This window comes from Flavobacterium sp. DSP2-3-1, assembly GCF_049896865.1.
Classification (GTDB): Bacteria; Bacteroidota; Bacteroidia; order Flavobacteriales; family Flavobacteriaceae; genus Flavobacterium.
In genome coordinates this window covers 87,293-108,750 of sequence record NZ_JAFCVD010000004.1, presented here as the reverse complement: position 1 = coordinate 108,750, position 21,458 = coordinate 87,293, and the positions used below count along the sequence as shown (strand labels likewise).

Below are 21,458 nucleotides of genomic sequence, written 5' to 3'. Positions count from 1 at the left end.
AAAGCACTTGCTGTAGCAAAAAAGAAATGGAATGCTTTAAGCCTTTTGGAAAACATGAAGGACAATCGTATGCTAAGGCATCCTCTTTTGTTCCGGAATTATGTGAAAAAGAAATCCTAAACATGCTGAAAGAAATCGTAAAAAACATCCCTAACTACAACCACGATGTAGAAAATACTTTGAGCAAAGAATAAAATGCATACATTACCAGAAATGCAAAAAAATATTATCGAGCAGTGATCAAAAGAGGATAGGATTCTTGGAATTTTCGTGACGTGCATGTGGTTTCAATCATTGATCCTCTGATGAAATTTCAAGGAAAAGATTTAAAAAATTATAGTTTGGGAACTCATCATGCACAATGGTGATGCACGACCTACAGATATGGCATCGGAGTGAACGATCAATGTAGGACGACTATTAAGAGAACGATATGAAACCGTCACAGTTGTTGCAGGAGCATTTGGATTATTTCAGTGAAGTGTAGTTGCCAGAGGAGAATGGGGCAATTAGATGGGCTAATAAAAGTTCCAAAGCTATCGATGGAAGCTGGACACATGCCATTAATGACGCTAATATCGAGCAAAACAGATTATTATTGATGAATAAAGTAATGGAAAAAAATTTCTTTTTTCAACAATAAACCAACGTGCAATGCACTTGGTTTACAATCCAGAACACGGAAGATATGTAAATTATGTTCCTCCATATTTCCACAGAGAATTGATGCATTCATTTTTATAGATAAAACAAATGAACTACATTCCATAAATATTGAGTTTAATGAAAATCAAAAATCTGAAAACTATCCTTTCGGTATGTAAATTACAAAACTAAAAAAGGGTTTGACTGTAAATTAAGTCAAACCCTTTTTTGTTACATCCGTATCGAGAACATTTAATTACTGTCCTTTAATATTTTCAATAAATTGATCGAATAAATAAGAGGAATCATGTGGTCCAGGACTTGCTTCAGGATGATATTGAACTGAGAAACAATTTTTGTTTTTCATTCGCATTCCCGCAACAGTTCCATCGTTTAAATGAAGATGTGTAATCTCTAAATCAGGATGATTGTCAAGCTCTTCTTTATTTACAGCAAAACCATGATTTTGCGAAGTGATTTCCCCTTTTCCAGTAATCAAATTTTTCACGGGGTGATTTATACCTCGATGACCATTGAACATTTTATAAGTTGAAATTCCATTTGCCAAACCAATTACTTGGTGTCCCAAACAAATTCCGAATAAAGGTTTATTATTTTCCAAAATCTCTTTAGCCACTTGAATAGCTCCCGAAAGAGGTTCAGGATCACCAGGGCCATTTGACAAGAAATAACCATCCGGATTAAATTCAGCTAAATCTTGATATGATGAATTATAAGGATATACTTTGATATAGCAATCTCTTTTAGCAAGGTTGCGAAGAATATTTGTTTTAATTCCTAAGTCAAGAGCTGAGATTTTATAGGTTGCATTTTCATCTCCAAAAAAGTAAGGTTCTGTTGTAGAAACTTTAGAAGCTAATTCTAAACCTTTCATATCAGGAACTTTTGCCAAAGTCATTTTTAGTTCTTCTAATGGAGTTTCATCTGTACAAATTATGGCATTCATAGCACCGTTGTCACGGATATAGCTTACTAAAGCACGCGTATCTACATCAGATATACAGATAAGATTTTGTTTAATAAAATAATCTTCTAAACTTCCTGAAGCATCTACACGAGAATAATTGAAGCTAAAGTTTTTACAAACTAAACCAGCAATTTTTATGCTTTGCGACTCAACTTCAGCATCATTTACGCCATAATTTCCAATATGCGCATTCGTAGCAACCATTAGTTGACCAAAGTAAGATGGATCTGTAAATATTTCTTGGTAACCTGTCATTCCTGTATTAAAACAAACTTCTCCAAAAGTAGTTCCGCTAATTCCAATAGATTTTCCGTGGAATATGGTTCCGTCACTTAATAAAAGGATTGCTTTTTGTCGTGTTGTGTATTTCATTCTTTGATTTCTATTAATTTTTTAATAGTCTCATTCTACTCGAGCAAACTCGTTTCATGAGTAATTATGTATTTTGCAAATTTAATTCTTTAAAACAGTGAATGCAATGTTTTACAAAAAATTTATGTTTTTTAAGTTTTCTTAGGTACCGAAAAAGTTTTAAAATAGCCCCGATTAAAGTGGAAATCCTTTTTCTTTTTTCTTTAAAAAAGAAAAAGATTGCAACGGAAAGCGGGAGGACTAGTTTTAAAAAACTCTAAATATCGTGCTTCGAAATACATCAAAAAAAAAGGATAAACTATAAATAGCTTATCCTTGATTTTATTGAATGATTATTTTCATAATTACTCAGCAGTCTCTGTAGTTGTTTCAGTTTCGGCAGCTGGTGCTTCCGTAGCTTCATCTTTCTTAGCTTTACCACCACGACGGCTTTTTGCTTTCTTAACTTCTTTTTTACCACCATTGTAAAGCTCATTGAAATCTACCAATTCGATCATTGCCATATCAGCATTATCTCCTAAACGATTTCCAACTTTAATGATACGAGTGTATCCACCTGGACGGTCTCCTACTTTAGCAGCTACGTCTCTGAACAAGTCAGTTACAGCATATTTGCTACGTAAGTAAGCAAAAACGATACGACGATTGTGAGTCGTATCCGCTTTAGATTTTGTTATAAGCGGCTCAACAAATTGTTTAAGCGCTTTTGCTTTAGCGACAGTGGTGTTAATACGTTTGTGCTCGATAAGAGAACAAGCCATATTAGCTAACATAGATTTTCTATGCGCAGTCTGTCTGCTTAAGTGATTGAATTTTTTTCCGTGTCTCATTGCTATGTAAATTTAAACCTTGCGGCTTAGATTATTCTTTATCTAGTTTATATTTTGCCAAATCCATACCGAAGTTTAAATTTTTAACTGCAACAAGTTCATCAAGTTCAGTTAAAGATTTTTTACCAAAATTACGGAATTTCATTAGGTCATTTTTATTGAACGATACCAAATCACCAAGTGTATCAACTTCAGCCGCTTTCAAACAATTTAATGCTCTAACAGAAAGATCCATATCAACAAGCTTCGTTTTAAGCAATTGTCTCATGTGTAATGATTCTTCATCATATGATTCTGTTTGTGCAATTTCGTCAGCCTCAAGTGTAATTCTTTCGTCAGAGAACAACATAAAATGGTGTATTAAAACTTTGGCAGCTTCAGTAAGAGCATCTTTTGGATTGATTGAACCATCAGTTTTGATTTCAAAAACTAATTTTTCATAATCTGTTTTTTGCTCTACACGAAAGTTTTCAATTGCATACTTTACATTTTTTACCGGAGTAAAAATTGAGTCAGTAAAAATAGTTCCAATTGCAGCATTCTGTTTTTTGTTCTCTTCAGCAGGAACATATCCTCTACCTTTTTCGATAGTTAAATCGAAATTAAGTTTGATTTTACTGTCTAAATTACAGATAACAAGTTCTGGATTCAAAACTTGGAAACCTGAAATAAATTTTTGAAAATCACCAGCTGTTAATTGATCTTTACCTGAAACAGATATAGTAACTGATTCATTATCAATATCTTCAATTTGACGTTTGAAACGTACTTGTTTAAGATTAAGGATAATTTCGGTAACGTCTTCAACAACTCCTGGAATAGTAGAAAATTCATGATCTACACCTTCAATGCGAACAGATGTAATTGCATAACCTTCTAATGCTGAAAGCAAAACTCTTCTAAGTGCATTACCAACGGTCAATCCGTAACCAGGTTCTAAAGGTCTGAATTCAAACTTACCTTCAAAATCGGTTGAATCGATCATGATAACTTTATCGGGCTTCTGAAAATTAAATATTGCCATAAATTTCGACTAAGTCAATTATTATTTGTTGTACAACTCTACGATTAATTGTTCTTTAATGTTTTCTGGGATTTGAAGTCTCGCAGGTACAGAAACAAAAGTACCTTCTTTGATATCACTATTCCAAGTAATCCATTCATAAACATGACTTGAATTAGATAAAGAACGTTCGATAGCTTCTAAAGACTTAGATTTTTCACGAACTGCAACTTTATCACCAGGTTTAAGGTGGTAAGAAGCAATATTTACAACATCACCGTTGACAGTGATATGTCTGTGAGAAACAAGCTGTCTAGCGCCTCTTCTAGAAGGAGCAATACCCATTCTAAAAACAACGTTATCTAATCTTGCCTCACATAATTGTAAAAGAACTTCACCAGTAACACCTTTAGTAGCTGATGCTTTTTTAAATAAACCTCTGAATTGTTTTTCTAAAATTCCGTAAGAATATTTAGCTTTTTGTTTTTCCATTAACTGGATAGCAAATTCAGATTTTTTACCTCTTTTTTTAGCCATCCCGTGTTGTCCGGGTGGATAATTTCTTTTTTCGAAAGCTTTATCGTCTCCGAAAATTGCTTCGCCGAATTTACGGGCGATTCTTGTACTTGGACCAGTATATCTTGCCATTTTAAATTGTTTAAGGTAGAGATTATGAATTCAGGTCTTATCCTTCGATAATCGTTATTCTACCCAGGTTATACTAAAAATATATTATTAAACTCTACGTCTTTTAGGAGGACGACATCCATTGTGAGGCATTGGAGTGACATCGATAATCTCTGTAACTTCAATTCCACCATTATGCAAAGAACGAATAGCAGACTCACGCCCGTTTCCTGGTCCTTTAACATAAACTTTTACTTTTTTAAGTCCAGCCTCAAGAGCTACTTTGCTACAATCTTCTGCTGCCATTTGGGCTGCGTATGGAGTGTTCTTTTTAGAACCTCTAAAACCCATTTTACCAGCTGACGACCAAGAAATAACTTCACCTTTTTTGTTTGTCAAAGAAATGATGATGTTATTGAAGGTAGCAGAAATATGAGCCTCTCCCGTTGATTCAACGATAACTTTACGTTTTTTTGCAGTTGCTTTAGCCATATTACTTATTATTTAGTTGCTTTTTTCTTATTGGCAACAGTTTTTCTTTTACCTTTTCTTGTTCTAGAGTTGTTTTTAGTTCTTTGTCCTCTTAAAGGAAGACCAGTTCTATGACGGATACCTCTGTAACAACCAATATCCATTAAACGCTTGATGTTTAAAGAAACTTCAGAACGTAATTCTCCTTCAATTTTAAAAGTTGATACCGCTTCACGAATTGCTCCGATCTCGTCATCATTCCAATCTTGAACTTTTTTATCTTGGCTAACTTGAGCTTTTTCTAAAATCTCAACAGCTCTACTTTTTCCTAATCCAAAGATGTAGGTAAGTGCTATAACACCTCTCTTATTTTTTGGGATATCTACCCCTGCTATTCTTGCCATAATTATCCTTGTCTTTGTTTAAATCTAGGATTCTTTTTGTTTATTACGTACAATCTCCCTTTTCTTCGCACAATCTTGCACTCGGGACTTCTCTTTTTTACTGAAGCTCTAACTTTCATTTTGAATATCCTTTAATATCTATAAGTAATTCTTGCTTTTGACAAATCGTAAGGGCTCATTTCTAGTTTCACTTTATCACCAGGTAATAATTTGATGTAATGCATACGCATTTTTCCAGATATGTGGGCGATTACAATATGTCCGTTTTCTAATTCCACACGGAACATCGCATTTGATAATGCTTCAATGATTGATCCGTCTTGTTCTATTGCTGATTGTTTTGCCATAAAGTTAAGCTACTGCTTTTCTATTTTTACCACTTTTCATTAAACCGTCATAATGTCTGTTCAACAAATATGAATTGATTTGCTGCATTGTGTCTATGGCAACTCCAACCATAATTATTAATGAAGTACCTCCAAAAAACATTGCCCAAGATTGTTGAACATCCATAACACTTACAATTATAGCCGGGAACACAGCGATTAGAGCAAGAAATAAAGATCCTGGAAAAGTTATTAAAGACATCACTTTATCAAGATAATCCGATGTTTCAACTCCTGGTCTGATACCTGGAATAAACCCACCGCTTCTCTTTAAATCATCAGACATCTTATTAGTAGGAACAGTAATGGCAGTGTAAAAGAAAGTAAATACAATTATTAAAGTTGCAAATACAAAATTATACCAAAAACCAAACATATTACTAAAAGCGCCAACGACAGATTGTGATGCGTCAGATTTAGACAACCCAGCTAACGCAGCTGGTATAAACATAATTGCTTGTGCAAATATTATCGGCATAACCCCTGACGCGTTAAGCTTTAAAGGAATCCATTGTCTATTGCCATTCAACATGTCTTGTTCGAAATCACCTGAAGTAGTGCGACGAGCATATTGAACCGGAATTCTTCTGACCGCCATTACTAAAAGTACACAACAAATAATAACCAATAACCAGATGATGATTTCAATAACCAACAACATTGGACCACCATTATTATTGGTAACCCTTGTTGTAAACTCCTGGATAAAGGCCTGAGGTAATCTAGCCAATATACCAACCATGATCAACAATGATATACCATTTCCAATTCCTTTATCTGTAATCTTTTCACCCAACCACATGGCAAAAATTGTACCTGTAACTAAGATAACTACTGAGGAAAATAAGAATTCAAAAGAATTGAATCCTAATAAAAATGCATTACTAGGTAATGTTCTATATAAATTGTAGATGTAAGTTGGACCTTGAACTAAAGTAATCCCTATTGTCAACCAACGAGTAATTTGATTAATCTTTTTTCTGCCACTCTCTCCATCACTTTGAAGTTTTTGCAAATAAGGAATCGCAATTCCCATCAACTGAACGACAATAGAAGCGGAAATATAAGGCATAATACCTAAGGCAAAAACGGAGGCTTGTGAAAAAGCGCCTCCAGTAAACATGTCAAGAATTGAACCAATCCCTTCTTTTGTTTGCCCAGCTAAATTACCTAATTGAGTAGCATCAATACCTGGCAGGGTAACTTGTGCCCCAAAACGATAAACCAAAAGTAAACCTAATGTTATTAAGATTCTATTTTTCAGTTCTTCGATTTTCCAAACATTACTTATTGATTCAATAAATTTCTTCATCTTAATTGAAAAATTACATTGTTACAGCTTCTCCACCAGCAGCTTCAATAGCAGCTTTTGCAGTAGCAGTAAATTTGTGAGCGGTTACTTTTAATTTTGCTGTTAATTCACCTCTACCTAAAATCTTAACGATTTCATTTTTGGTAGCTAAACGATTAGCAACATAAACTGTCATATCAACAGTATCTTTAATAACACCATTATCAACTAAAAGTTGAAGTGTATCAAGATTTACACCTTCGTAATCTTTACGATTGATGTTTGTAAAACCAAACTTAGGCACACGTCTTTGAAGCGGCATCTGCCCACCTTCAAAACCAATCTTTTTAGAATAACCAGAACGAGATTTTGCTCCTTTGTGACCTCTTGCAGAAGTACCACCTTTTCCAGAACCTTCTCCTCTACCTAATCTTTTATTTTGATTGTGTGTAGAACCTTCAGCAGGTTGTAAGTTACTTAAATTCATAACAGTATTTGTTATTTAGCTTCTTCAACAGAAACTAAGTGTTTAACTTTATTTATCATCCCAAGGATTGTAGGGTTTGAATCATGCTCTACAATTTGTCCCATTTTACGTAGACCTAAAGCTTCTAATCCTCTCTTTTGAGTAAGAGGACAGTTGATTTTGCTTCTAACTTGTTTTACTAATAATTTAGCCATAATTTCCTTGAATTAACCTTTAAAAACTTTTTCTAAAGAAACACCCCTTTGTTTTGCAACAGTATAAGCACTTCTCATTTGTAATAAAGCATCAAAAGTTGCTTTCACTACGTTGTGAGGATTTGAAGATCCTTGAGATTTAGATAATACATCATGAATTCCCACTGATTCAAGAACTGAACGAACAGCTCCACCAGCAATAACTCCTGTACCATGAGAGGCAGGAATTAAGAATACACGTGCACCACCAAATTTACCTTTTTGTTCGTGAGGAACTGATTGACCATTCAAAGGAATTTTTACTAAATTTTTCTTAGCATCTTCCACTGCTTTCGCAATTGCTTCAGAAACATCTTTAGATTTTCCTAATCCGTGTCCAACCACACCGTTTTCATCACCTACAACTACAATAGCAGAAAAACCGAAAGCTCTACCACCCTTTGTAACTTTAGTAACACGATTAACACTTACCAAACGATCTTTTAATTCAAGTCCACTTGGTTTTACTAACTCTACATTCTTGTATTTACTATTAGACATACTATATTAGAATTTAAGTCCAGCCGCTCTTGCGCCTTCCGCTAATGATTTAATACGTCCGTGATACAAATAACCTCCTCTATCGAAAGTTACTACTTCTATCCCAGCTATTAAAGCTTTTTCAGCAACTAGTTTTCCAACCGCTGTAGCAACTTCAATGTTCGTACCGTTACCTATTTCTTTTTCTCTTGAAGAAGCCGCCAACAATGTAACTCCGTTTACGTCATCAATAAGTTGAGCGTAAATTTCTTTGTTACTTCTAAAAACAGATAGTCTTGGATTAGTAGCAGTACCACTAATTGTTTTTCTAATTCTGAATCTAATTCGTTGTCTTCTTTCAGGTTTTGTTAATGACATAATCTTATTTTTTAAGCTGATTTACCTGCTTTTCTTCTTAATACTTCACCTACAAATTTAACTCCTTTTCCTTTGTACGGCTCAGGTTTACGGAAACCTCTGATTTTCGCAGCTACCTGACCTAAAAGTTGTTTGTCAAATGATGTTAACTTAACGATCGGGTTTTTACCTTTTTCAGATATCGTTTCTAAAGTTACTTCTGGAGCAATTTCTAGAACTATATTGTGAGAGTAACCAAGTGCTAAATCTAATTTTTGTCCTTGATTTGAAGCTCTATAACCAACTCCTACCAATTCTAATGACTTAGTAAAACCATCTGTTACACCGATAATCATGTTATTGATTAAAGATCTGTACAAACCGTGTTTTGCTCTTTGGTCTTTGTGATCAGAAGATCTATCTACTTGAACTAGATCCCCTTCAACTGTCACAGTTACGTCCGAAAACTCCTGAGTTAGTTGACCATTTTTTCCTTTTACCGTAATAATACCATCAGCAACTGAAACAGTTACTCCTGCTGGTATTGTTACTGGGTTTTTACCTATTCTTGACATCTTATATAGTCTTTAAAATTAGTATACGTAACAAATTACTTCGCCACCAACATTCAATTGTTTAGCTTTCTTTCCAGTCATTAAACCTTTAGAAGTAGAAACAATAGCAATTCCTAATCCGTTAAGGATTCTAGGAATACTTGACGAACTTGAATATTTACGTAAACCTGGTTTACTAATTCTTTGGATATCTTTAATTACTGACTCTTTAGTATCTTTATCATACTTCAAAGCGATTTTGATTGAACCCTGAACAGCGTTGTCTTCAAATTTGTAACTCAAGATATAACCTTGATCAAATAAGATCTTAGTTATTTCTTTTTTTAGATTAGAAGCAGGAATTTCGACAACTTTGTGGTTTGCAGCCACAGCGTTACGAACTCTTGTCAAATAATCTGCAATAGGATCTGTATACATATGTATTAATTTGCGGTTTTGGTTTTCAACAAACGATTTGCCGAACCTAAAACCAATTTATAAATGTTTATGATACAGACAAAACGTAAGTTAAGTCTGTATCAGCACGTAATAAATTACGTCTTACCAAGATGCCTTTTTAACTCCAGGTATCAATCCGTTATTTGCCATTTCACGAAATGTAACACGTGAAAGACCGAATTGACGCATATACCCCCTTGGTCTACCTGTTAATTTACAACGATTGTGCAAACGAACTGGCGAAGCATTTTTTGGTAACTTTTGCAAACCTACGAAATCTCCAGCTTCTAACAAAGCTTTTCTTTTCTCTGCATACTTAGCTACTGTTTTTTCTCTCTTAACCTCGCGGGCTTTCATTGATTCTTTAGCCATGTCTTAATTCTTTTTAAAAGGTAATCCTAATTCTGTTAATAGAGACTTTGCTTCTTTGTCTGTTTTTGCGCTAGTTACAAAAGAAATATCCATTCCTGAAATTTTGTTTACTTTATCAATATCAATTTCCGGGAAAATGATTTGTTCCAAAACTCCAAGGTTGTAATTTCCTCTTCCGTCAAAACCAGTAGCTTTAATGCCACCGAAATCTCTAACACGTGGTAAAGCTGAAGTAATAAGTCTGTCTAAAAACTCATACATTCTTTCTCCACGCAAAGTAACTTTTGCTCCAATAGGCATCCCTTTTCTCAATTTGAATGACGCAACGTCTTTCTTTGAAATAGTAGATACTGCCTTCTGTCCAGTGATCTTTGTTAACTCATCAACTGCATAGTCAATAAGTTTTTTATCAGATACAGCTGCACCAACTCCTTTACTTAAAACGATTTTTTCCAGTTTTGGAACTTGCATTACGTTTACGTATCCGAATTCCTCTTTAAGAGCAGCAATTACTCTGCTCTTATATTCTTCTTTTAGTCTAGGTATATACTCCATTACTATAGTACTTGATTAGATTTTTTTGAAAATCTTACTTTCTTATCTCCTTCTACTCTAATACCTACTCTAGTTGTTTCCTTAGTTTTAGGATCAATTAAAGAAATATTAGATATTTGTATAGAAGCTTCTTTCTTTACGATACCACCCTGAGGGCTTTTTGCACTAGGTTTAGTATGTTTTGAAACCATGTTTACACCTTCAACAATCGCTTTATTCTTCTCACGGTATACACGCACTACCTTACCTTCAGCACCTTTATGGTCTCCAGCAATTACTCTTACAATGTCACCTGATTTTATTTTTAGCTTTATCATCTTAAAAACGAATTAAAGCACTTCTGGTGCTAATGATACAATTTTCATGAATTGTTTTTCACGAAGTTCTCTTGCTACCGGACCAAAAACGCGAGTTCCTCTCATTTCACCAGCAGCATTCAATAACACACATGCGTTGTCATCAAATCTAATGTATGAACCATCGGCTCTTCTTACTTCTTTTTTGGTACGTACAACAACTGCAGTTGAAACAGCTCCTTTTTTAACGCTTCCGTTAGGAGCAGTATCTTTGATAGAAACTACAATCTTGTCACCAACAGAAGCATACCTTCTTTTGGTACCTCCTAAAACACGGATAGTTAAAACTTCCTTTGCTCCAGTGTTATCTGCTACTTTTAGTCTTGATTCTTGTTGTACCATAATTATTTAGCTCTTTCTAAGATTTCAACTAACCTCCAACATTTTGTCTTACTTAAGGGACGCGTTTCGCTAATCCTTACAGTATCTCCAACGTTACAGTCGTTCTTTTCGTCGTGTGCGTGATACTTTTTAGTTTTCAACACGAACTTACCGTATAACGGGTGTTTTACTTTACGTACTTCAGCAACAACAATAGATTTATCCATTTTGTCAGAAGTAACAACACCAACTCTTTCTTTTCTTAAATTTCTTTTTTCTTCCATCTTTCAGCAGACTACAGTTATTGTCTTTTAGTAAGTTCGGTAGCTAATCTTGCAACTGTTCTTCTTACACCCCTAATTTGAAGTGGATTCTCAATTGGCGAAATAGCGTGAGCCATTTTTAGATCAGCATATGTTTTCTTAGTCTGGCTAAGCTTTTCTTGCAACTCTGCTGCAGAAAGATCTTTTATTTCTGATTGTTTCATAATATAATATAGATTATGCTTCGAAATCTCTAGCAACGACGAATTTAGTTTTTACTGGAAGCTTTTGAGCCGCAAGACGTAACGCCTCTTTTGCAACTGACAAAGGTACTCCTCCAACTTCAAACATAATTCTTCCGGGTTTAACAACGGCAGCCCAATACTCAACTGCCCCTTTACCTTTACCCATACGTACCTCAAGAGGCTTCTTAGTAATTGGTTTGTCTGGAAATATTTTGATCCATAATTGTCCTTCTCTTTTCATAAAACGAGTTGCAGCAATACGTGCAGCTTCGATTTGACGAGAGGTTAAGAACATTCCATCTTCATGTACAGATTTAATACCAAACATTCCATTAGAAAGTTCATGTCCTCTTTGAGAATTCCCTTTCATTTTACCTTTTTGTACCTTGCGGTATTTTGTTCTTTTAGGCTGTAACATTTTTCTTTAGTTTAAAAATTTACTTTCGTTTACGAGCGTCTGGTTTTCCACCTTTGTTAAAAGGTTTTCTATCTCCTCTTGGAGAATCATTACCTTTACCGCCAGCACCAGACTGTTTTTTGTCCATTCCGGCAAGTGGAGAAAGATCTCTCTTTCCGTAAACTTCACCTTTCATGATCCATACTTTGATTCCCATTCTACCATAAGTAGTATGAGCCTCAGCCAAAGCATAATCAATGTCAGCTCTGAAAGTTGATAGAGGAATTCTACCTTCTTTGAAACCCTCTGAACGAGCCATCTCTGCACCATTCAAACGACCAGAAATCAAAACTTTGATACCTTCTGCGTTCATACGCATAGAGGCAGCAATAGCCATTTTGATTGCACGTCTGTAAGAAATTCTGCTTTCAATTTGACGACAGATGCTTGTAGCAACTAGATACGCGTCAAGTTCAGGTCTTTTGATTTCAAAGATGTTGATTTGAACCTCTTTGTCAGTAATTTTCTTAAGTTCTTCTTTTAACTTGTCTACCTCTTGTCCACCTTTACCGATAATGATACCAGGTCTGGCAGTAGTGATAGTAACGGTTACAAGTTTCAAAGTTCTCTCAATGATTACTTTTGATACACTAGCTTTTGATAAACGAGCATGGATATACTTTCTGATTTTATAATCTTCGGCAAGCTTATCACCGTAATCATTTCCACCATACCAGTTTGAGTCCCATCCTCTGATGATACCAAGTCTATTTCCAATTGGATTTGTCTTTTGTCCCATCTTGTATTAAATTGCTTGTGTGTTATTAATAGATCCAAGCACGATTGTTACGTGATTAGAACGTTTTCTGATTCTGTGAGCACGACCTTGTGGAGCTGGACGAAGTCTTTTCAACATCATACCACCATCAACTGTAATCGTTTTAACAAATAAACCAGCTTCTTCCATATTAGCATCAGGGTTTTTTGCTTGCCAGTTGGCAATTACAGATAAAACCAATTTTTCTAATTTTCTTGAAGCTTCTTTAGAACTAAATCTTAAGATGTTAAGTGCTCTTTCTACCTTCTGACCTCTTACTAGATCTGCTACTAAGCGCATTTTTCTAGGTGAAGTAGGGCAGTTATTTAACTTTGCAAAAGCCAATGACTTGTTAGCCTCTTTTCTTGCATCTGCTGTTTCTCTTTTACGAACTCCCATTGCTTCTTATTTTTTACCTTTATTTTTTGCTCCAGCATGACCTCTAAAAGATCTAGTTGGTGAAAATTCTCCTAATTTGTGACCTACCATGTTTTCTGTTACGTAAACTGGTACAAATTGACGACCGTTATGAACTGCAATTGTTTGTCCAACGAAGTCTGGAGTAATCATTGAAGCTCTAGACCAAGTCTTTACAACTCCTTTATTTCCACCAGCGATGTTTTCCTGAACTTTCTTGTCTAACTTATAATGAACGAAAGGTCCTTTTTTTAATGAACGTGCCATATCTTATTATTTCTTTCTACGTTCTACGATATACTTGTTACTCGGGTTTTTCTTAGAACGAGTTCTATAACCTTTTGCTGGTATTCCATTTCTTGAACGTGGATGTCCACCAGAAGAACGTCCTTCACCACCACCCATTGGGTGATCGACAGGGTTCATTGCAACAGGTCTTGTTCTAGGTCTTCTTCCTAACCATCTTGTTCTACCAGCTTTACCAGATACAACTAATTGATGGTCTGAATTAGAAACTGCTCCAATTGTAGCCGAACAAGTCAACAAGATCAATCTTGTCTCCCCAGAAGGCATTTTAATTGTAGCATATTTTCCATCTCTTGCCATTAACTGAGCAAATGTTCCAGCAGAACGAGCGATTACAGCCCCTTGTCCTGGTCTCAATTCGATACAAGAAATAACAGTTCCTAATGGAATTCTGCTTAAAGGTAAAGTATTACCAATTTCAGGTTGAGATTCTGGACCAGAAACAAGTTTCTGACCTACTTTCAATCCGTTTTGAGCAATAACATACGTTTTCTCTCCATCAGCATATGCTAACAGAGCGATAAAAGCAGTACGATTTGGATCATATTCAATTGATTTCACTGTAGCCGGAATTCCTTCTTTTGTACGTTTAAAATCAATAATACGATATCTCTGCTTGTGACCACCACCCGTATAACGCATGGTCATCTTTCCTTGACTATTTCTACCACCAGAGTTTTTTATCGGCGCTATCAAAGAGCGTTCCGGCTTATCAGTTGTAATGGCGTCATAACCATTCACAACTCTAAATCGCTGACCTGGGGTAATAGGTTTTAATTTTCTTACTGACATTTTATCTTAGATATTGTTGTAAAAATCAATTGTTTGTCCTTCTTGTACTTGAACAATTGCTTTTTTAATAGCATTTGTCTTTCCACTGATTAAACCACTTTTAGTGTATTTTGTAGTTCTGTCCGGTCTTACGTTCATCGTGTTAACACTCAAAATAGTTACTCCATAAGCAGCTTCAATAGCCTTCTTAATTTGCACTTTATTTGCTTTTTTGTCAACAACGAATCCGAAGCGGTTTAAAACTTCACTTTCTTTGGTTACTTTTTCCGTTACTATAGGCTTAATTATGATGCTCATATCCTATTATTTACTTAAATTTTCTTCAATTATCTCCAAAGAACTCTCTAAAAGCACTAAATTATTAGCGTTTAATATAGCGTAAGTACTTAATTCTAAGCTACTTACTACATTAGAGCCTTTTAAATTGCGTGACGACAAATATACATTTTTATTCACATCACCCAACACAAACAGGGATTTTTTATTTTCTAACTCTAAAGCCTTCAAAACATTAATGAAATTTTTAGTGTTTGGTGTTTCAAAATTAAAGTCTTCAAGAACGATAATGTTTGATTCTTTTGCTTTAATTGAGAAAGCAGATTTTCTAGCCAAACGTTTCAAGCTTTTATTCAATTTAAATGAATAACTTCTTGGTCTTGGTCCAAAAACTGTTCCACCACCTTTAAACAATGGATTCTTTGCACTACCCGCACGAGCAGTACCAGTTCCTTTTTGTTTTTTAATCTTACGCGTACTTCCCGCAACTTCAGCTCTTTCTTTTGCTTTGTGCGTTCCTTGTCTTTGATTAGCAAGATATTGCTTAACATCAAGATATACTGCGTGATTGTTTGGTTCTATACCAAATACTGAATCAGAAAGTTGCACTTTTCTTCCAGTATCTTTTCCGTTGAAATCTAATACTTTTGCTTCCATTACTTCTGAATGATTACATAAGAGTTGTTATGACCAGGAATACATCCTTTTATAACAAGTAGGTTCTTTTCAGCTACTACTTTTAAAACTCTAAGGTTTTGAACTTTTACATTGTCTCCTCCCATTCTTCCAGCCATACGCATTCCTTTGAATACTCTAGATGGATAAGAAGAAGCTCCTACAGAACCTGGCGCTCTTAAACGGTTGTGTTGACCGTGAGTTGCTTGACCAACACCACCAAAACCGTGACGTTTTACAACCCCTTGAAAACCTTTACCTTTAGATACACCTTGTACATCTACAAATTCTCCTTCAGAAAAAATAGAAACATCAATAAGATCTCCTAATTTTTGCTCAGTTGCGAAATCTTGGAATTCAACGACTTTTTTCTTAGCTACAGTTCCCGCTTTTTTAAAGTGACCTAAAGCCGCTTTCGTGGAATGTTTCTCGTTTTTGTCATCGAAACCAAGTTGCAACGCTTCGTACCCGTCAACACCTTTGGTTCTGACTTGGGTAACAACACATGGACCAGCTTCGATTACAGTACAAGGAATGTTCTTCCCGTTCTCGTCGAAGATGCTAGTCATGCCGATTTTTCTACCAATTAACCCAGACATAAATATTAATTATTAATTATTAAATATAAATATAGAACGCAGCTTTTAACCGAATCTTATTTTTTTAGTGGGTGCAAATGTATAACTTATTTACACACAAACCAAAAAAATATTTTTCGCTTAAAAACAGCGTTCTTTTCTTACTAGTAAGCTATTTAAACTTTGATCTCTACTTCAACACCGCTAGGCAATTCAAGTTTCATCAAAGCATCAATAGTTTTTGATGAAGATGAATAAATGTCAATTAATCTCTTGTATGACATTACTTCAAATTGCTCTCTCGCTTTTTTGTTAACGTGTGGAGAACGTAGCACTGTAAAAAGTTTTTTGTGCGTTGGCAATGGAATTGGTCCTGTAACAACTGCACCGGTACTTTTTACCGTTTTTACAATCTTCTCAGCAGACTTGTCTACCAACATGTGATCGTAAGATTTTAATTTTATTCTGATTTTTTGACTCATTTTCTTAAAGATTATGCGTTTCCTTTTGCTTTTTTGATAACTGCTTCCGAAATATTAGAAGGCGTTTCAGAGTAGTGTGAAAATTCCATAGTAGATGTTGCTCTACCTGATGAAAGTGTTCTTAACGTAGTAACGTATCCAAACATTTCAGATAATGGCACATCTGCTTTTATGGTTTTTGCACCAGCTCTATCACCCATATCATTCACCTGACCTCTACGACGGTTGATATCACCTACGATATCTCCCATGTTTTCTTCTGGTGTAATCACTTCCATTTTCATGATTGGCTCTAATATAACAGCACCCGCTGCCTTAGCTACCTCTCTATACCCCATTCTTGCTGCAAGCTCAAAAGAAAGTGCATCAGAATCCACCGGGTGGAAAGATCCGTCTAATAAAGTTACTTTCAAACTATCAACTTGGTATCCTGCTAAAGGACCTGTTTTCATAGCTTCTCTGAAACCTTTTTCTACAGATGGAATATATTCTTTGGGAACGTTACCACCTTTGACGGCATTAACGAACTGCAATCCCACAGGAGCTTTACCATCAACTTCATCAGCTGGCTCTAATCTAAATACGATATCACCGAATTTACCACGACCACCAGATTGTTTCTTGTAAGTTTCTCTGTGTTGAGCAGACTTTGTAAATGCTTCTTTATATTCAACTTGAGGCTCACCTTGGTTTACTTCCACTTTGAATTCACGTCTCATTCTATCAACTAAGATATCCAAGTGAAGCTCACCCATACCCGAGATAATAGTTTGCCCTGAAGCTTCATCTGTTCTAACAGTAAATGTAGGATCCTCTTCGGCTAATTTAGCCAAAGCCATACCCATTTTATCTACGTCCGCTTTAGTTTTAGGCTCAATTGCAATACCAATTACCGGTGCAGGGAATTTCATACTTTCTAAGATAATTGGGTTCTTTTCATCACACAATGTATCTCCAGTTTTAATATCTTTAAATCCAACTGCCGCTCCAATATCACCCGCTTCAATATAATCAATTGGGTTTTGCTTGTTAGCATGCATTTGATAGATACGAGAAATTCTTTCTTTGTTTCCTGAACGGGTATTCAAGACATAAGAACCAGCATCTAAACGTCCTGAATAAGCACGGAAGAAAGCTAAACGACCTACGAATGGGTCAGTAGCAATTTTAAAAGCTAAAGCAGCGAACGGCTCTTTAACATCTGGCTTACGCAATATTTTAGTTTGATCTTCTTCTAATAAATCAGCGTCATCAGGATGAATTCCTTCAATACCATCTTTATCCATTGGAGACGGCAAATATTTACATACTGCATCTAACATGAATTGAACTCCTTTGTTTTTGAAAGAAGAACCAGCAATCATCGGAATGATAGCCATATCCATTACAGCTGCTCTTAAAGCAATGTTGATTTCTTCCTCTGTGATAGAGTTTTCATCTTCCATGAATTTTTCAAGCAAAGTCTCATCATAATCAGCTACTGCTTCGATAAGAATCGATCTGTATTCTTTCACTTCTTCAAGCATATCTTCTGGAATAGGCACAATCTCGTAAGTTGCTCCCATACCTTCTTCATCCCAAACTATAGCTTGGTTTCTTACTAAATCAACAACACCTTTGAAATCATTCTCTTCGCCAATTGGCAAGGTGATTGCAACTGCATTTGATTTCAACATATCTCTTACTTGTTGACAAACCATCAAGAAGTTAGAACCTTGTCTATCCATTTTATTAACGAATCCAATACGTGGTACTCTGTATTGATCCGCTAGTCTCCAGTTAGTTTCCGATTGCGGCTCAACACCATCAACAGCACTAAATAAAAAAACCAAACCATCAAGTACACGCAACGAACGGTTTACTTCAACTGTAAAGTCAACGTGTCCCGGTGTATCAATAATATTAAAGTGATAAGGTAATGTTTCAGGCAAAACTTTACCTTGTGTAGTTGGAAAGTTCCATTCACAAGTTGTTGCAGCAGAAGTAATTGTAATACCTCTCTCTTGCTCTTGTGCCATCCAGTCCATTGTTGCAGCACCATCGTGTACTTCACCAATTTTGTGTGATTTTCCTGTATAGAATAATATACGCTCCGTTGTCGTTGTTTTACCAGCATCAATGTGAGCAGCAATTCCTATGTTTCTTGTATATTTAAGATCTCTAGCCATTTCTTAAGAATTAAAATCTAAAGTGAGAGAATGCTTTGTTAGCTTCTGCCATTTTGTGAGTATCCATCCTTTTCTTAACAGCTGCTCCTTCTTCTTTAGCCGCAGCTAAACATTCTGAAGCTAACCTTTGAGCCATCGATTTTTCGTTTCTTCTTCTAGAGTAAAGAATTAACCATTTCATGGCCATAGAAATTTTTCTATCTGGGCGAATCTGCATTGGAATCTGAAATGTAGCTCCACCTACTCTACGACTACGTACTTCTACGTGAGGCATAACATTGGTTAACGCATCTTTCCAAATTTCTAATGATGGTTTCTCTGCATCTTGTTTTTTAGACTCAATGATGTCAATTGCATCATAAAATACTTTAAACGCTGTCGATTTTTTTCCATCCCACATTAAGTTGTTCACAAAACGTGTTACCAGTTGGTCATTAAACCTTGGATCTGGTAAAAGTGGTCTTTTCTTTGCCGCTCTTTTTCTCATGTCTTTTTTTTAATAAAAGGTCATACTTGTAAGAATGCGACTAATCACATCCTTATGTAATAACTTTTTAAATTACTTTTTTGCTTCTTTTGGGCGTTTTGCTCCGTACTTAGATCTTCTTTGCGTTCTTCCTGCTACTCCTGACGTATCAAGCGCACCACGAACGATGTGGTATCTAACTCCTGGTAAATCTTTTACCCTTCCACCCCTAACTAATACTATCGAGTGCTCTTGTAAATTGTGTCCCTCACCAGGGATGTAAGCATTTACTTCATTACCATTTGTCAAACGTACACGCGCTACTTTACGCATTGCAGAGTTTGGTTTTTTTGGTGTTGTAGTGTAAACACGCGTACAAACCCCTCTTCTTTGAGGACAAGAATCTAAAGCAACCGATTTACTCTTCTTAGTTATCTGAGTTCTTCCTGTTCTTACTAATTGTTGAATTGTTGGCATAATTAATACTAAAAATTTCTTATTATATTAAATTCCCGCTTTTTACGGGGTTGCAAATGTAGAAAATATTTTTTACTCTACAAACGTTAATCTATTAATTTTCAATAAGATTATTTTATCATTTGATTTTTATCACAAACATTAGATATTTACATTACTTTTATTAAAAACACATATTCACTTGAAATTTATAATTATTTTATTCTTCTTTCTAAATTTTTGCCTCAATTGTTCGGCACAAAATTTCCGATTGTTAATATCCGGAAGCAACTCATTAGAAACAAAAACTATAGACTCCTTAAAATACAATACAGCTCACCAGAATACTAAGTCAGTGCGCGAAGAGATAATCAAACTTTCAGAAAAATTATCCGAAATAGGCTATATAGATAATAGTACCGTTGAATTTAATAAAACGAAGGACTCAGTTTATATAGCCAATTTTACACTTGGAAAAAAAATAAAAACAATACATATATATATAGGTACAAATTTAATTCTCGAAAACTTAACTGAACCAAGTAAAGTAAACGACACTGTAAAATTACCCTACACAGAAATTAATTCTTTTTTAAAGCAAACTGTTGAGAAATTAGAGCAAAACGGATTCGCATTAGTAAAACTGAAACTAACAAACATAAGAAGAGTCGACACTAAAATTTATGCCGATTTAAAAATGGAATTAGACAAGAAAAGAACACTAAACTCCATCATAGTAAATTACGCAGAAAACAACCGATCCAATAAATTTCCCAATGGACATTTAGCGCAAATAAACCGAAAATATCGAAATAGTATTTTTAATCAAAAAATAGTAGACAAAATTTATAATGATTTTGAGAAATTTGGATTTATTAGCCAAGTGAAATATCCAGAGATTTTATTTACGAAAGACACAACAAAAGTTTATGTATATCTTGAGAAAAAGAATTCAAATACTTTTGATGGCTTTATTGGATTTTCAAATAACGAAAACAAAAAATTAATTCTAAATGGATACTTAGATGTAAAACTTGAAAATATTTTAGGTTCCGGAGAACAATTAGCTGTTTACTGGAAAAGCGACGGAAATGATCAAAAAACATTTAACGCAAGCATTGAACTTCCGTATTTACTCAAAAGCCCAATAGGATTAAAAGCCCAAATTCACTTATTCAGACAAGACAGCACTTTTCAAAACACAAAAAGCGCAATTGATTTAAGCTACTTCCCAAATTACAACACCCGTTTATATTTGGGTTACCAAACCACAGAATCGAGCGACATTCAAAACTCAATAGACACATCAGTAAGCGATTTTAGCAATTCATTTTTAACATCCAGTTTTAATTACACAAAACTTGACTTAGCTAATTTTACTTTTCCGATAAAAACTTTTGTTTTGCTAACTGCCGGAACCGGAAAGCGCGAAATCAAAAATCAATTAGAAAATAACACAAAAAGCAATCAGTTTTTTTTAAGCGTTCAAGCTTCACATAATTTTAACTTAAATAAAAAGAACGCGATAAATATTAATAGTCAAAATTACTTTCTACAAAGCAATACCTATGTTGTAAATGAACTTTTTCGTTTCGGGGGATTTAACAGCATAAGAGGATTCACAGAAAATAGTTTACAGGCTTATTTAATAACTTCTATTCTTACAGAATACCGCTATACACTATCGCCCGATTTTTATATACACACCATCTTAGACTACGCTTATTACGAAGACAAAAACACCGACATAAAAGACACCTTACTTGGAATTGGTCTAGGAATGGGACTACACACCAAAAACGGATTTTTCAAATTAGCCATAGCAAATGGCCATGCCAAAAATCAAAAATTTGAAATATATAACACAATTGTACATATCAGTTATAATGTTAAATTTTAATCAGTGCGTAAATTAGAGATTCATATATT

General features: G+C 34.9%; 35 protein-coding genes. 2 read left to right on the top strand and 33 right to left on the bottom strand.

From position 1 onward, the window contains the following. Positions 1-26 precede the first annotated feature (26 nt). Positions 27-194, top strand: a complete 168-nt coding sequence (locus ACP7AT_RS06095; RefSeq protein WP_426063442.1) for a hypothetical protein — start codon at positions 27-29, stop codon at positions 192-194. 707 nt (positions 195-901) lie between these two features. Here the strand turns inward: ACP7AT_RS06095 and carA are convergent. From carA to rpsL, 33 genes are all read right to left on the bottom strand, one after another. Then, positions 902-2,005 (bottom strand): glutamine-hydrolyzing carbamoyl-phosphate synthase small subunit, encoded by a 1,104-nt coding sequence (gene carA, locus ACP7AT_RS06090; RefSeq protein WP_426063441.1) that lies wholly within the window; start codon positions 2,003-2,005, stop codon positions 902-904. A 344-nt stretch (positions 2,006-2,349) separates the two neighbouring features. Then, positions 2,350-2,835 (bottom strand): 50S ribosomal protein L17, encoded by a 486-nt coding sequence (gene rplQ, locus ACP7AT_RS06085; protein WP_131909663.1) that lies wholly within the window; start codon positions 2,833-2,835, stop codon positions 2,350-2,352. A gap of 31 nt (positions 2,836-2,866) precedes the next feature. Then, entirely contained in the window at positions 2,867-3,859 is a 993-nt protein-coding gene (locus tag ACP7AT_RS06080) for a DNA-directed RNA polymerase subunit alpha (RefSeq protein WP_091203658.1), read from the bottom strand. Positions 3,860-3,880: 21 nt separating this feature from the next. Then, positions 3,881-4,486: a 30S ribosomal protein S4 gene (gene rpsD / locus ACP7AT_RS06075; RefSeq protein ID WP_426063440.1), complete on the bottom strand. Its 606-nt coding sequence runs from the start codon at positions 4,484-4,486 to the stop codon at positions 3,881-3,883. A gap of 87 nt (positions 4,487-4,573) precedes the next feature. Further along, on the bottom strand, positions 4,574-4,957 hold the full coding sequence (rpsK, locus tag ACP7AT_RS06070; protein ID WP_024981527.1) for a 30S ribosomal protein S11: 384 nt from the start codon (positions 4,955-4,957) through the stop codon (positions 4,574-4,576). 8 nt (positions 4,958-4,965) lie between these two features. Beyond that, on the bottom strand, positions 4,966-5,340 hold the full coding sequence (gene rpsM, locus ACP7AT_RS06065; RefSeq protein ID WP_091203660.1) for a 30S ribosomal protein S13: 375 nt from the start codon (positions 5,338-5,340) through the stop codon (positions 4,966-4,968). 2 nt (positions 5,341-5,342) lie between these two features. After that, complete coding sequence (ykgO, locus tag ACP7AT_RS06060) at positions 5,343-5,459, bottom strand: type B 50S ribosomal protein L36 (RefSeq protein WP_008992256.1); 117 nt, start codon at positions 5,457-5,459, stop codon at positions 5,343-5,345. Between the two features lie 12 nt (positions 5,460-5,471). After that, entirely contained in the window at positions 5,472-5,687 is a 216-nt protein-coding gene (gene infA, locus ACP7AT_RS06055) for a translation initiation factor IF-1 (RefSeq protein WP_007136545.1), read from the bottom strand. A 4-nt stretch (positions 5,688-5,691) separates the two neighbouring features. Next, complete coding sequence (secY, locus tag ACP7AT_RS06050; protein ID WP_426063439.1) at positions 5,692-7,038, bottom strand: preprotein translocase subunit SecY; 1,347 nt, start codon at positions 7,036-7,038, stop codon at positions 5,692-5,694. Between the two features lie 13 nt (positions 7,039-7,051). Beyond that, positions 7,052-7,504 (bottom strand): 50S ribosomal protein L15, encoded by a 453-nt coding sequence (rplO, locus tag ACP7AT_RS06045; protein WP_066081007.1) that lies wholly within the window; start codon positions 7,502-7,504, stop codon positions 7,052-7,054. An 11-nt stretch (positions 7,505-7,515) separates the two neighbouring features. Next, positions 7,516-7,698 carry a 50S ribosomal protein L30 gene (gene rpmD, locus ACP7AT_RS06040; RefSeq protein WP_091203662.1) on the bottom strand — a complete coding sequence of 61 codons (183 nt, stop codon included), beginning with the start codon at positions 7,696-7,698 and terminating at the stop codon, positions 7,516-7,518. Between the two features lie 12 nt (positions 7,699-7,710). Further along, positions 7,711-8,238, bottom strand: a complete 528-nt coding sequence (gene rpsE, locus ACP7AT_RS06035) for a 30S ribosomal protein S5 (RefSeq protein ID WP_035668102.1) — start codon at positions 8,236-8,238, stop codon at positions 7,711-7,713. Positions 8,239-8,244: 6 nt separating this feature from the next. Continuing rightward, complete coding sequence (rplR, locus tag ACP7AT_RS06030) at positions 8,245-8,595, bottom strand: 50S ribosomal protein L18 (protein WP_426063438.1); 351 nt, start codon at positions 8,593-8,595, stop codon at positions 8,245-8,247. An 11-nt stretch (positions 8,596-8,606) separates the two neighbouring features. Further along, positions 8,607-9,149: a 50S ribosomal protein L6 gene (gene rplF, locus ACP7AT_RS06025; protein WP_426063437.1), complete on the bottom strand. Its 543-nt coding sequence runs from the start codon at positions 9,147-9,149 to the stop codon at positions 8,607-8,609. Positions 9,150-9,167: 18 nt separating this feature from the next. Further along, on the bottom strand, positions 9,168-9,566 hold the full coding sequence (gene rpsH / locus ACP7AT_RS06020; RefSeq protein ID WP_026707006.1) for a 30S ribosomal protein S8: 399 nt from the start codon (positions 9,564-9,566) through the stop codon (positions 9,168-9,170). A gap of 123 nt (positions 9,567-9,689) precedes the next feature. Continuing rightward, complete coding sequence (gene rpsN / locus ACP7AT_RS06015; protein WP_007136553.1) at positions 9,690-9,959, bottom strand: 30S ribosomal protein S14; 270 nt, start codon at positions 9,957-9,959, stop codon at positions 9,690-9,692. Between the two features lie 3 nt (positions 9,960-9,962). Then, positions 9,963-10,514 (bottom strand): 50S ribosomal protein L5, encoded by a 552-nt coding sequence (gene rplE / locus ACP7AT_RS06010; RefSeq protein WP_426063436.1) that lies wholly within the window; start codon positions 10,512-10,514, stop codon positions 9,963-9,965. A gap of 2 nt (positions 10,515-10,516) precedes the next feature. After that, entirely contained in the window at positions 10,517-10,831 is a 315-nt protein-coding gene (gene rplX / locus ACP7AT_RS06005) for a 50S ribosomal protein L24 (protein WP_091203664.1), read from the bottom strand. Between the two features lie 12 nt (positions 10,832-10,843). Continuing rightward, complete coding sequence (rplN, locus tag ACP7AT_RS06000) at positions 10,844-11,212, bottom strand: 50S ribosomal protein L14 (RefSeq protein ID WP_026717863.1); 369 nt, start codon at positions 11,210-11,212, stop codon at positions 10,844-10,846. 2 nt (positions 11,213-11,214) lie between these two features. Next, entirely contained in the window at positions 11,215-11,475 is a 261-nt protein-coding gene (gene rpsQ, locus ACP7AT_RS05995; protein WP_091203665.1) for a 30S ribosomal protein S17, read from the bottom strand. A gap of 17 nt (positions 11,476-11,492) precedes the next feature. Continuing rightward, a complete protein-coding gene (gene rpmC / locus ACP7AT_RS05990; RefSeq protein WP_091173697.1) occupies positions 11,493-11,678 on the bottom strand; it encodes a 50S ribosomal protein L29 in 186 nt (61 codons plus the stop codon). 13 nt (positions 11,679-11,691) lie between these two features. Further along, the gene (gene rplP / locus ACP7AT_RS05985) at positions 11,692-12,117 is read right to left on the bottom strand and encodes a 50S ribosomal protein L16 (protein ID WP_007803637.1); all 426 of its coding nucleotides are present in this window, start codon (positions 12,115-12,117) and stop codon (positions 11,692-11,694) included. Positions 12,118-12,136: 19 nt separating this feature from the next. Further along, positions 12,137-12,895, bottom strand: a complete 759-nt coding sequence (rpsC, locus tag ACP7AT_RS05980; RefSeq protein WP_426063435.1) for a 30S ribosomal protein S3 — start codon at positions 12,893-12,895, stop codon at positions 12,137-12,139. 6 nt (positions 12,896-12,901) lie between these two features. Continuing rightward, positions 12,902-13,312 (bottom strand): 50S ribosomal protein L22, encoded by a 411-nt coding sequence (gene rplV, locus ACP7AT_RS05975; RefSeq protein WP_091203668.1) that lies wholly within the window; start codon positions 13,310-13,312, stop codon positions 12,902-12,904. Between the two features lie 6 nt (positions 13,313-13,318). Further along, entirely contained in the window at positions 13,319-13,597 is a 279-nt protein-coding gene (gene rpsS, locus ACP7AT_RS05970; RefSeq protein ID WP_007136562.1) for a 30S ribosomal protein S19, read from the bottom strand. 6 nt (positions 13,598-13,603) lie between these two features. Beyond that, the gene (gene rplB, locus ACP7AT_RS05965; RefSeq protein ID WP_059114053.1) at positions 13,604-14,428 is read right to left on the bottom strand and encodes a 50S ribosomal protein L2; all 825 of its coding nucleotides are present in this window, start codon (positions 14,426-14,428) and stop codon (positions 13,604-13,606) included. Positions 14,429-14,434: 6 nt separating this feature from the next. After that, positions 14,435-14,725, bottom strand: coding sequence for a 50S ribosomal protein L23 (gene rplW / locus ACP7AT_RS05960; protein WP_073018945.1), 291 nt, complete (start codon positions 14,723-14,725; stop codon positions 14,435-14,437). Between the two features lie 6 nt (positions 14,726-14,731). Next, positions 14,732-15,361: a 50S ribosomal protein L4 gene (rplD, locus tag ACP7AT_RS05955; RefSeq protein WP_426063434.1), complete on the bottom strand. Its 630-nt coding sequence runs from the start codon at positions 15,359-15,361 to the stop codon at positions 14,732-14,734. Continuing rightward, a complete protein-coding gene (rplC, locus tag ACP7AT_RS05950; protein WP_091203669.1) occupies positions 15,361-15,978 on the bottom strand; it encodes a 50S ribosomal protein L3 in 618 nt (205 codons plus the stop codon). Before rplC ends, rplD begins: the two co-directional genes overlap by 1 nt. A 155-nt stretch (positions 15,979-16,133) precedes the next feature. Next, positions 16,134-16,439: a 30S ribosomal protein S10 gene (rpsJ, locus tag ACP7AT_RS05945; RefSeq protein ID WP_011963470.1), complete on the bottom strand. Its 306-nt coding sequence runs from the start codon at positions 16,437-16,439 to the stop codon at positions 16,134-16,136. Positions 16,440-16,450: 11 nt separating this feature from the next. Continuing rightward, entirely contained in the window at positions 16,451-18,607 is a 2,157-nt protein-coding gene (gene fusA / locus ACP7AT_RS05940) for an elongation factor G (RefSeq protein WP_091203670.1), read from the bottom strand. A 10-nt stretch (positions 18,608-18,617) separates the two neighbouring features. Beyond that, positions 18,618-19,094, bottom strand: coding sequence for a 30S ribosomal protein S7 (rpsG, locus tag ACP7AT_RS05935; RefSeq protein WP_035668130.1), 477 nt, complete (start codon positions 19,092-19,094; stop codon positions 18,618-18,620). Positions 19,095-19,166: 72 nt separating this feature from the next. Continuing rightward, the gene (gene rpsL, locus ACP7AT_RS05930) at positions 19,167-19,550 is read right to left on the bottom strand and encodes a 30S ribosomal protein S12 (RefSeq protein ID WP_007136570.1); all 384 of its coding nucleotides are present in this window, start codon (positions 19,548-19,550) and stop codon (positions 19,167-19,169) included. A 181-nt stretch (positions 19,551-19,731) separates the two neighbouring features. Here rpsL and ACP7AT_RS05925 point away from each other — a divergent pair, with 181 nt between their 5' ends. Beyond that, positions 19,732-21,429: a hypothetical protein gene (locus tag ACP7AT_RS05925; RefSeq protein WP_426063432.1), complete on the top strand. Its 1,698-nt coding sequence runs from the start codon at positions 19,732-19,734 to the stop codon at positions 21,427-21,429. Positions 21,430-21,458 lie beyond the last annotated feature (29 nt).

Bases quoted from the DNA above. Each gene is read 5' to 3' on its own strand.
- carA (WP_426063441.1), bottom strand. From the start codon at position 2,005: ATGAAATACACAACACGACAAAAAGCAATCCTTTTATTAAGTGACGGA.
- rplW (WP_073018945.1), bottom strand. From the start codon at position 14,725: ATGAGCATCATAATTAAGCCTATAGTAACGGAAAAAGTAACCAAAGAA.
- rplC (WP_091203669.1), bottom strand. From the start codon at position 15,978: ATGTCTGGGTTAATTGGTAGAAAAATCGGCATGACTAGCATCTTCGAC.
- rpsH (WP_026707006.1), bottom strand. From the start codon at position 9,566: ATGTATACAGATCCTATTGCAGATTATTTGACAAGAGTTCGTAACGCT.
- rplX (WP_091203664.1), bottom strand. From the start codon at position 10,831: ATGATAAAGCTAAAAATAAAATCAGGTGACATTGTAAGAGTAATTGCT.
- rplR (WP_426063438.1), bottom strand. From the start codon at position 8,595: ATGTCATTAACAAAACCTGAAAGAAGACAACGAATTAGATTCAGAATT.
- rpsQ (WP_091203665.1), bottom strand. From the start codon at position 11,475: ATGGAAGAAAAAAGAAATTTAAGAAAAGAAAGAGTTGGTGTTGTTACT.
- infA (WP_007136545.1), bottom strand. From the start codon at position 5,687: ATGGCAAAACAATCAGCAATAGAACAAGACGGATCAATCATTGAAGCA.
- rpsN (WP_007136553.1), bottom strand. From the start codon at position 9,959: ATGGCTAAAGAATCAATGAAAGCCCGCGAGGTTAAGAGAGAAAAAACA.
- rplD (WP_426063434.1), bottom strand. From the start codon at position 15,361: ATGGAAGCAAAAGTATTAGATTTCAACGGAAAAGATACTGGAAGAAAA.
- rplQ (WP_131909663.1), bottom strand. From the start codon at position 2,835: ATGAGACACGGAAAAAAATTCAATCACTTAAGCAGACAGACTGCGCAT.
- rplN (WP_026717863.1), bottom strand. From the start codon at position 11,212: ATGGTACAACAAGAATCAAGACTAAAAGTAGCAGATAACACTGGAGCA.
- rplB (WP_059114053.1), bottom strand. From the start codon at position 14,428: ATGTCAGTAAGAAAATTAAAACCTATTACCCCAGGTCAGCGATTTAGA.
- ykgO (WP_008992256.1), bottom strand. From the start codon at position 5,459: ATGAAAGTTAGAGCTTCAGTAAAAAAGAGAAGTCCCGAGTGCAAGATT.
- rplP (WP_007803637.1), bottom strand. From the start codon at position 12,117: ATGTTACAGCCTAAAAGAACAAAATACCGCAAGGTACAAAAAGGTAAA.
- rpsL (WP_007136570.1), bottom strand. From the start codon at position 19,550: ATGCCAACAATTCAACAATTAGTAAGAACAGGAAGAACTCAGATAACT.
- secY (WP_426063439.1), bottom strand. From the start codon at position 7,038: ATGAAGAAATTTATTGAATCAATAAGTAATGTTTGGAAAATCGAAGAA.
- rpsC (WP_426063435.1), bottom strand. From the start codon at position 12,895: ATGGGACAAAAGACAAATCCAATTGGAAATAGACTTGGTATCATCAGA.
- rpsS (WP_007136562.1), bottom strand. From the start codon at position 13,597: ATGGCACGTTCATTAAAAAAAGGACCTTTCGTTCATTATAAGTTAGAC.
- ACP7AT_RS06080 (WP_091203658.1), bottom strand. From the start codon at position 3,859: ATGGCAATATTTAATTTTCAGAAGCCCGATAAAGTTATCATGATCGAT.
- fusA (WP_091203670.1), bottom strand. From the start codon at position 18,607: ATGGCTAGAGATCTTAAATATACAAGAAACATAGGAATTGCTGCTCAC.
- rpsD (WP_426063440.1), bottom strand. From the start codon at position 4,486: ATGGCAAGATATACTGGTCCAAGTACAAGAATCGCCCGTAAATTCGGC.
- rpsG (WP_035668130.1), bottom strand. From the start codon at position 19,094: ATGAGAAAAAGAGCGGCAAAGAAAAGACCACTTTTACCAGATCCAAGG.
- rpsK (WP_024981527.1), bottom strand. From the start codon at position 4,957: ATGGCTAAAGCAACTGCAAAAAAACGTAAAGTTATCGTTGAATCAACG.
- rplV (WP_091203668.1), bottom strand. From the start codon at position 13,312: ATGGGAGTTCGTAAAAGAGAAACAGCAGATGCAAGAAAAGAGGCTAAC.
- rplE (WP_426063436.1), bottom strand. From the start codon at position 10,514: ATGGAGTATATACCTAGACTAAAAGAAGAATATAAGAGCAGAGTAATT.
- ACP7AT_RS06095 (WP_426063442.1), top strand. From the start codon at position 27: ATGGAATGCTTTAAGCCTTTTGGAAAACATGAAGGACAATCGTATGCT.
- rpsE (WP_035668102.1), bottom strand. From the start codon at position 8,238: ATGTCTAATAGTAAATACAAGAATGTAGAGTTAGTAAAACCAAGTGGA.
- rpsJ (WP_011963470.1), bottom strand. From the start codon at position 16,439: ATGAGTCAAAAAATCAGAATAAAATTAAAATCTTACGATCACATGTTG.
- rpmC (WP_091173697.1), bottom strand. From the start codon at position 11,678: ATGAAACAATCAGAAATAAAAGATCTTTCTGCAGCAGAGTTGCAAGAA.
- rpsM (WP_091203660.1), bottom strand. From the start codon at position 5,340: ATGGCAAGAATAGCAGGGGTAGATATCCCAAAAAATAAGAGAGGTGTT.
- rpmD (WP_091203662.1), bottom strand. From the start codon at position 7,698: ATGGCTAAATTATTAGTAAAACAAGTTAGAAGCAAAATCAACTGTCCT.
- rplF (WP_426063437.1), bottom strand. From the start codon at position 9,149: ATGTCAAGAATAGGTAAAAACCCAGTAACAATACCAGCAGGAGTAACT.
- rplO (WP_066081007.1), bottom strand. From the start codon at position 7,504: ATGAATTTAAGTAACTTACAACCTGCTGAAGGTTCTACACACAATCAA.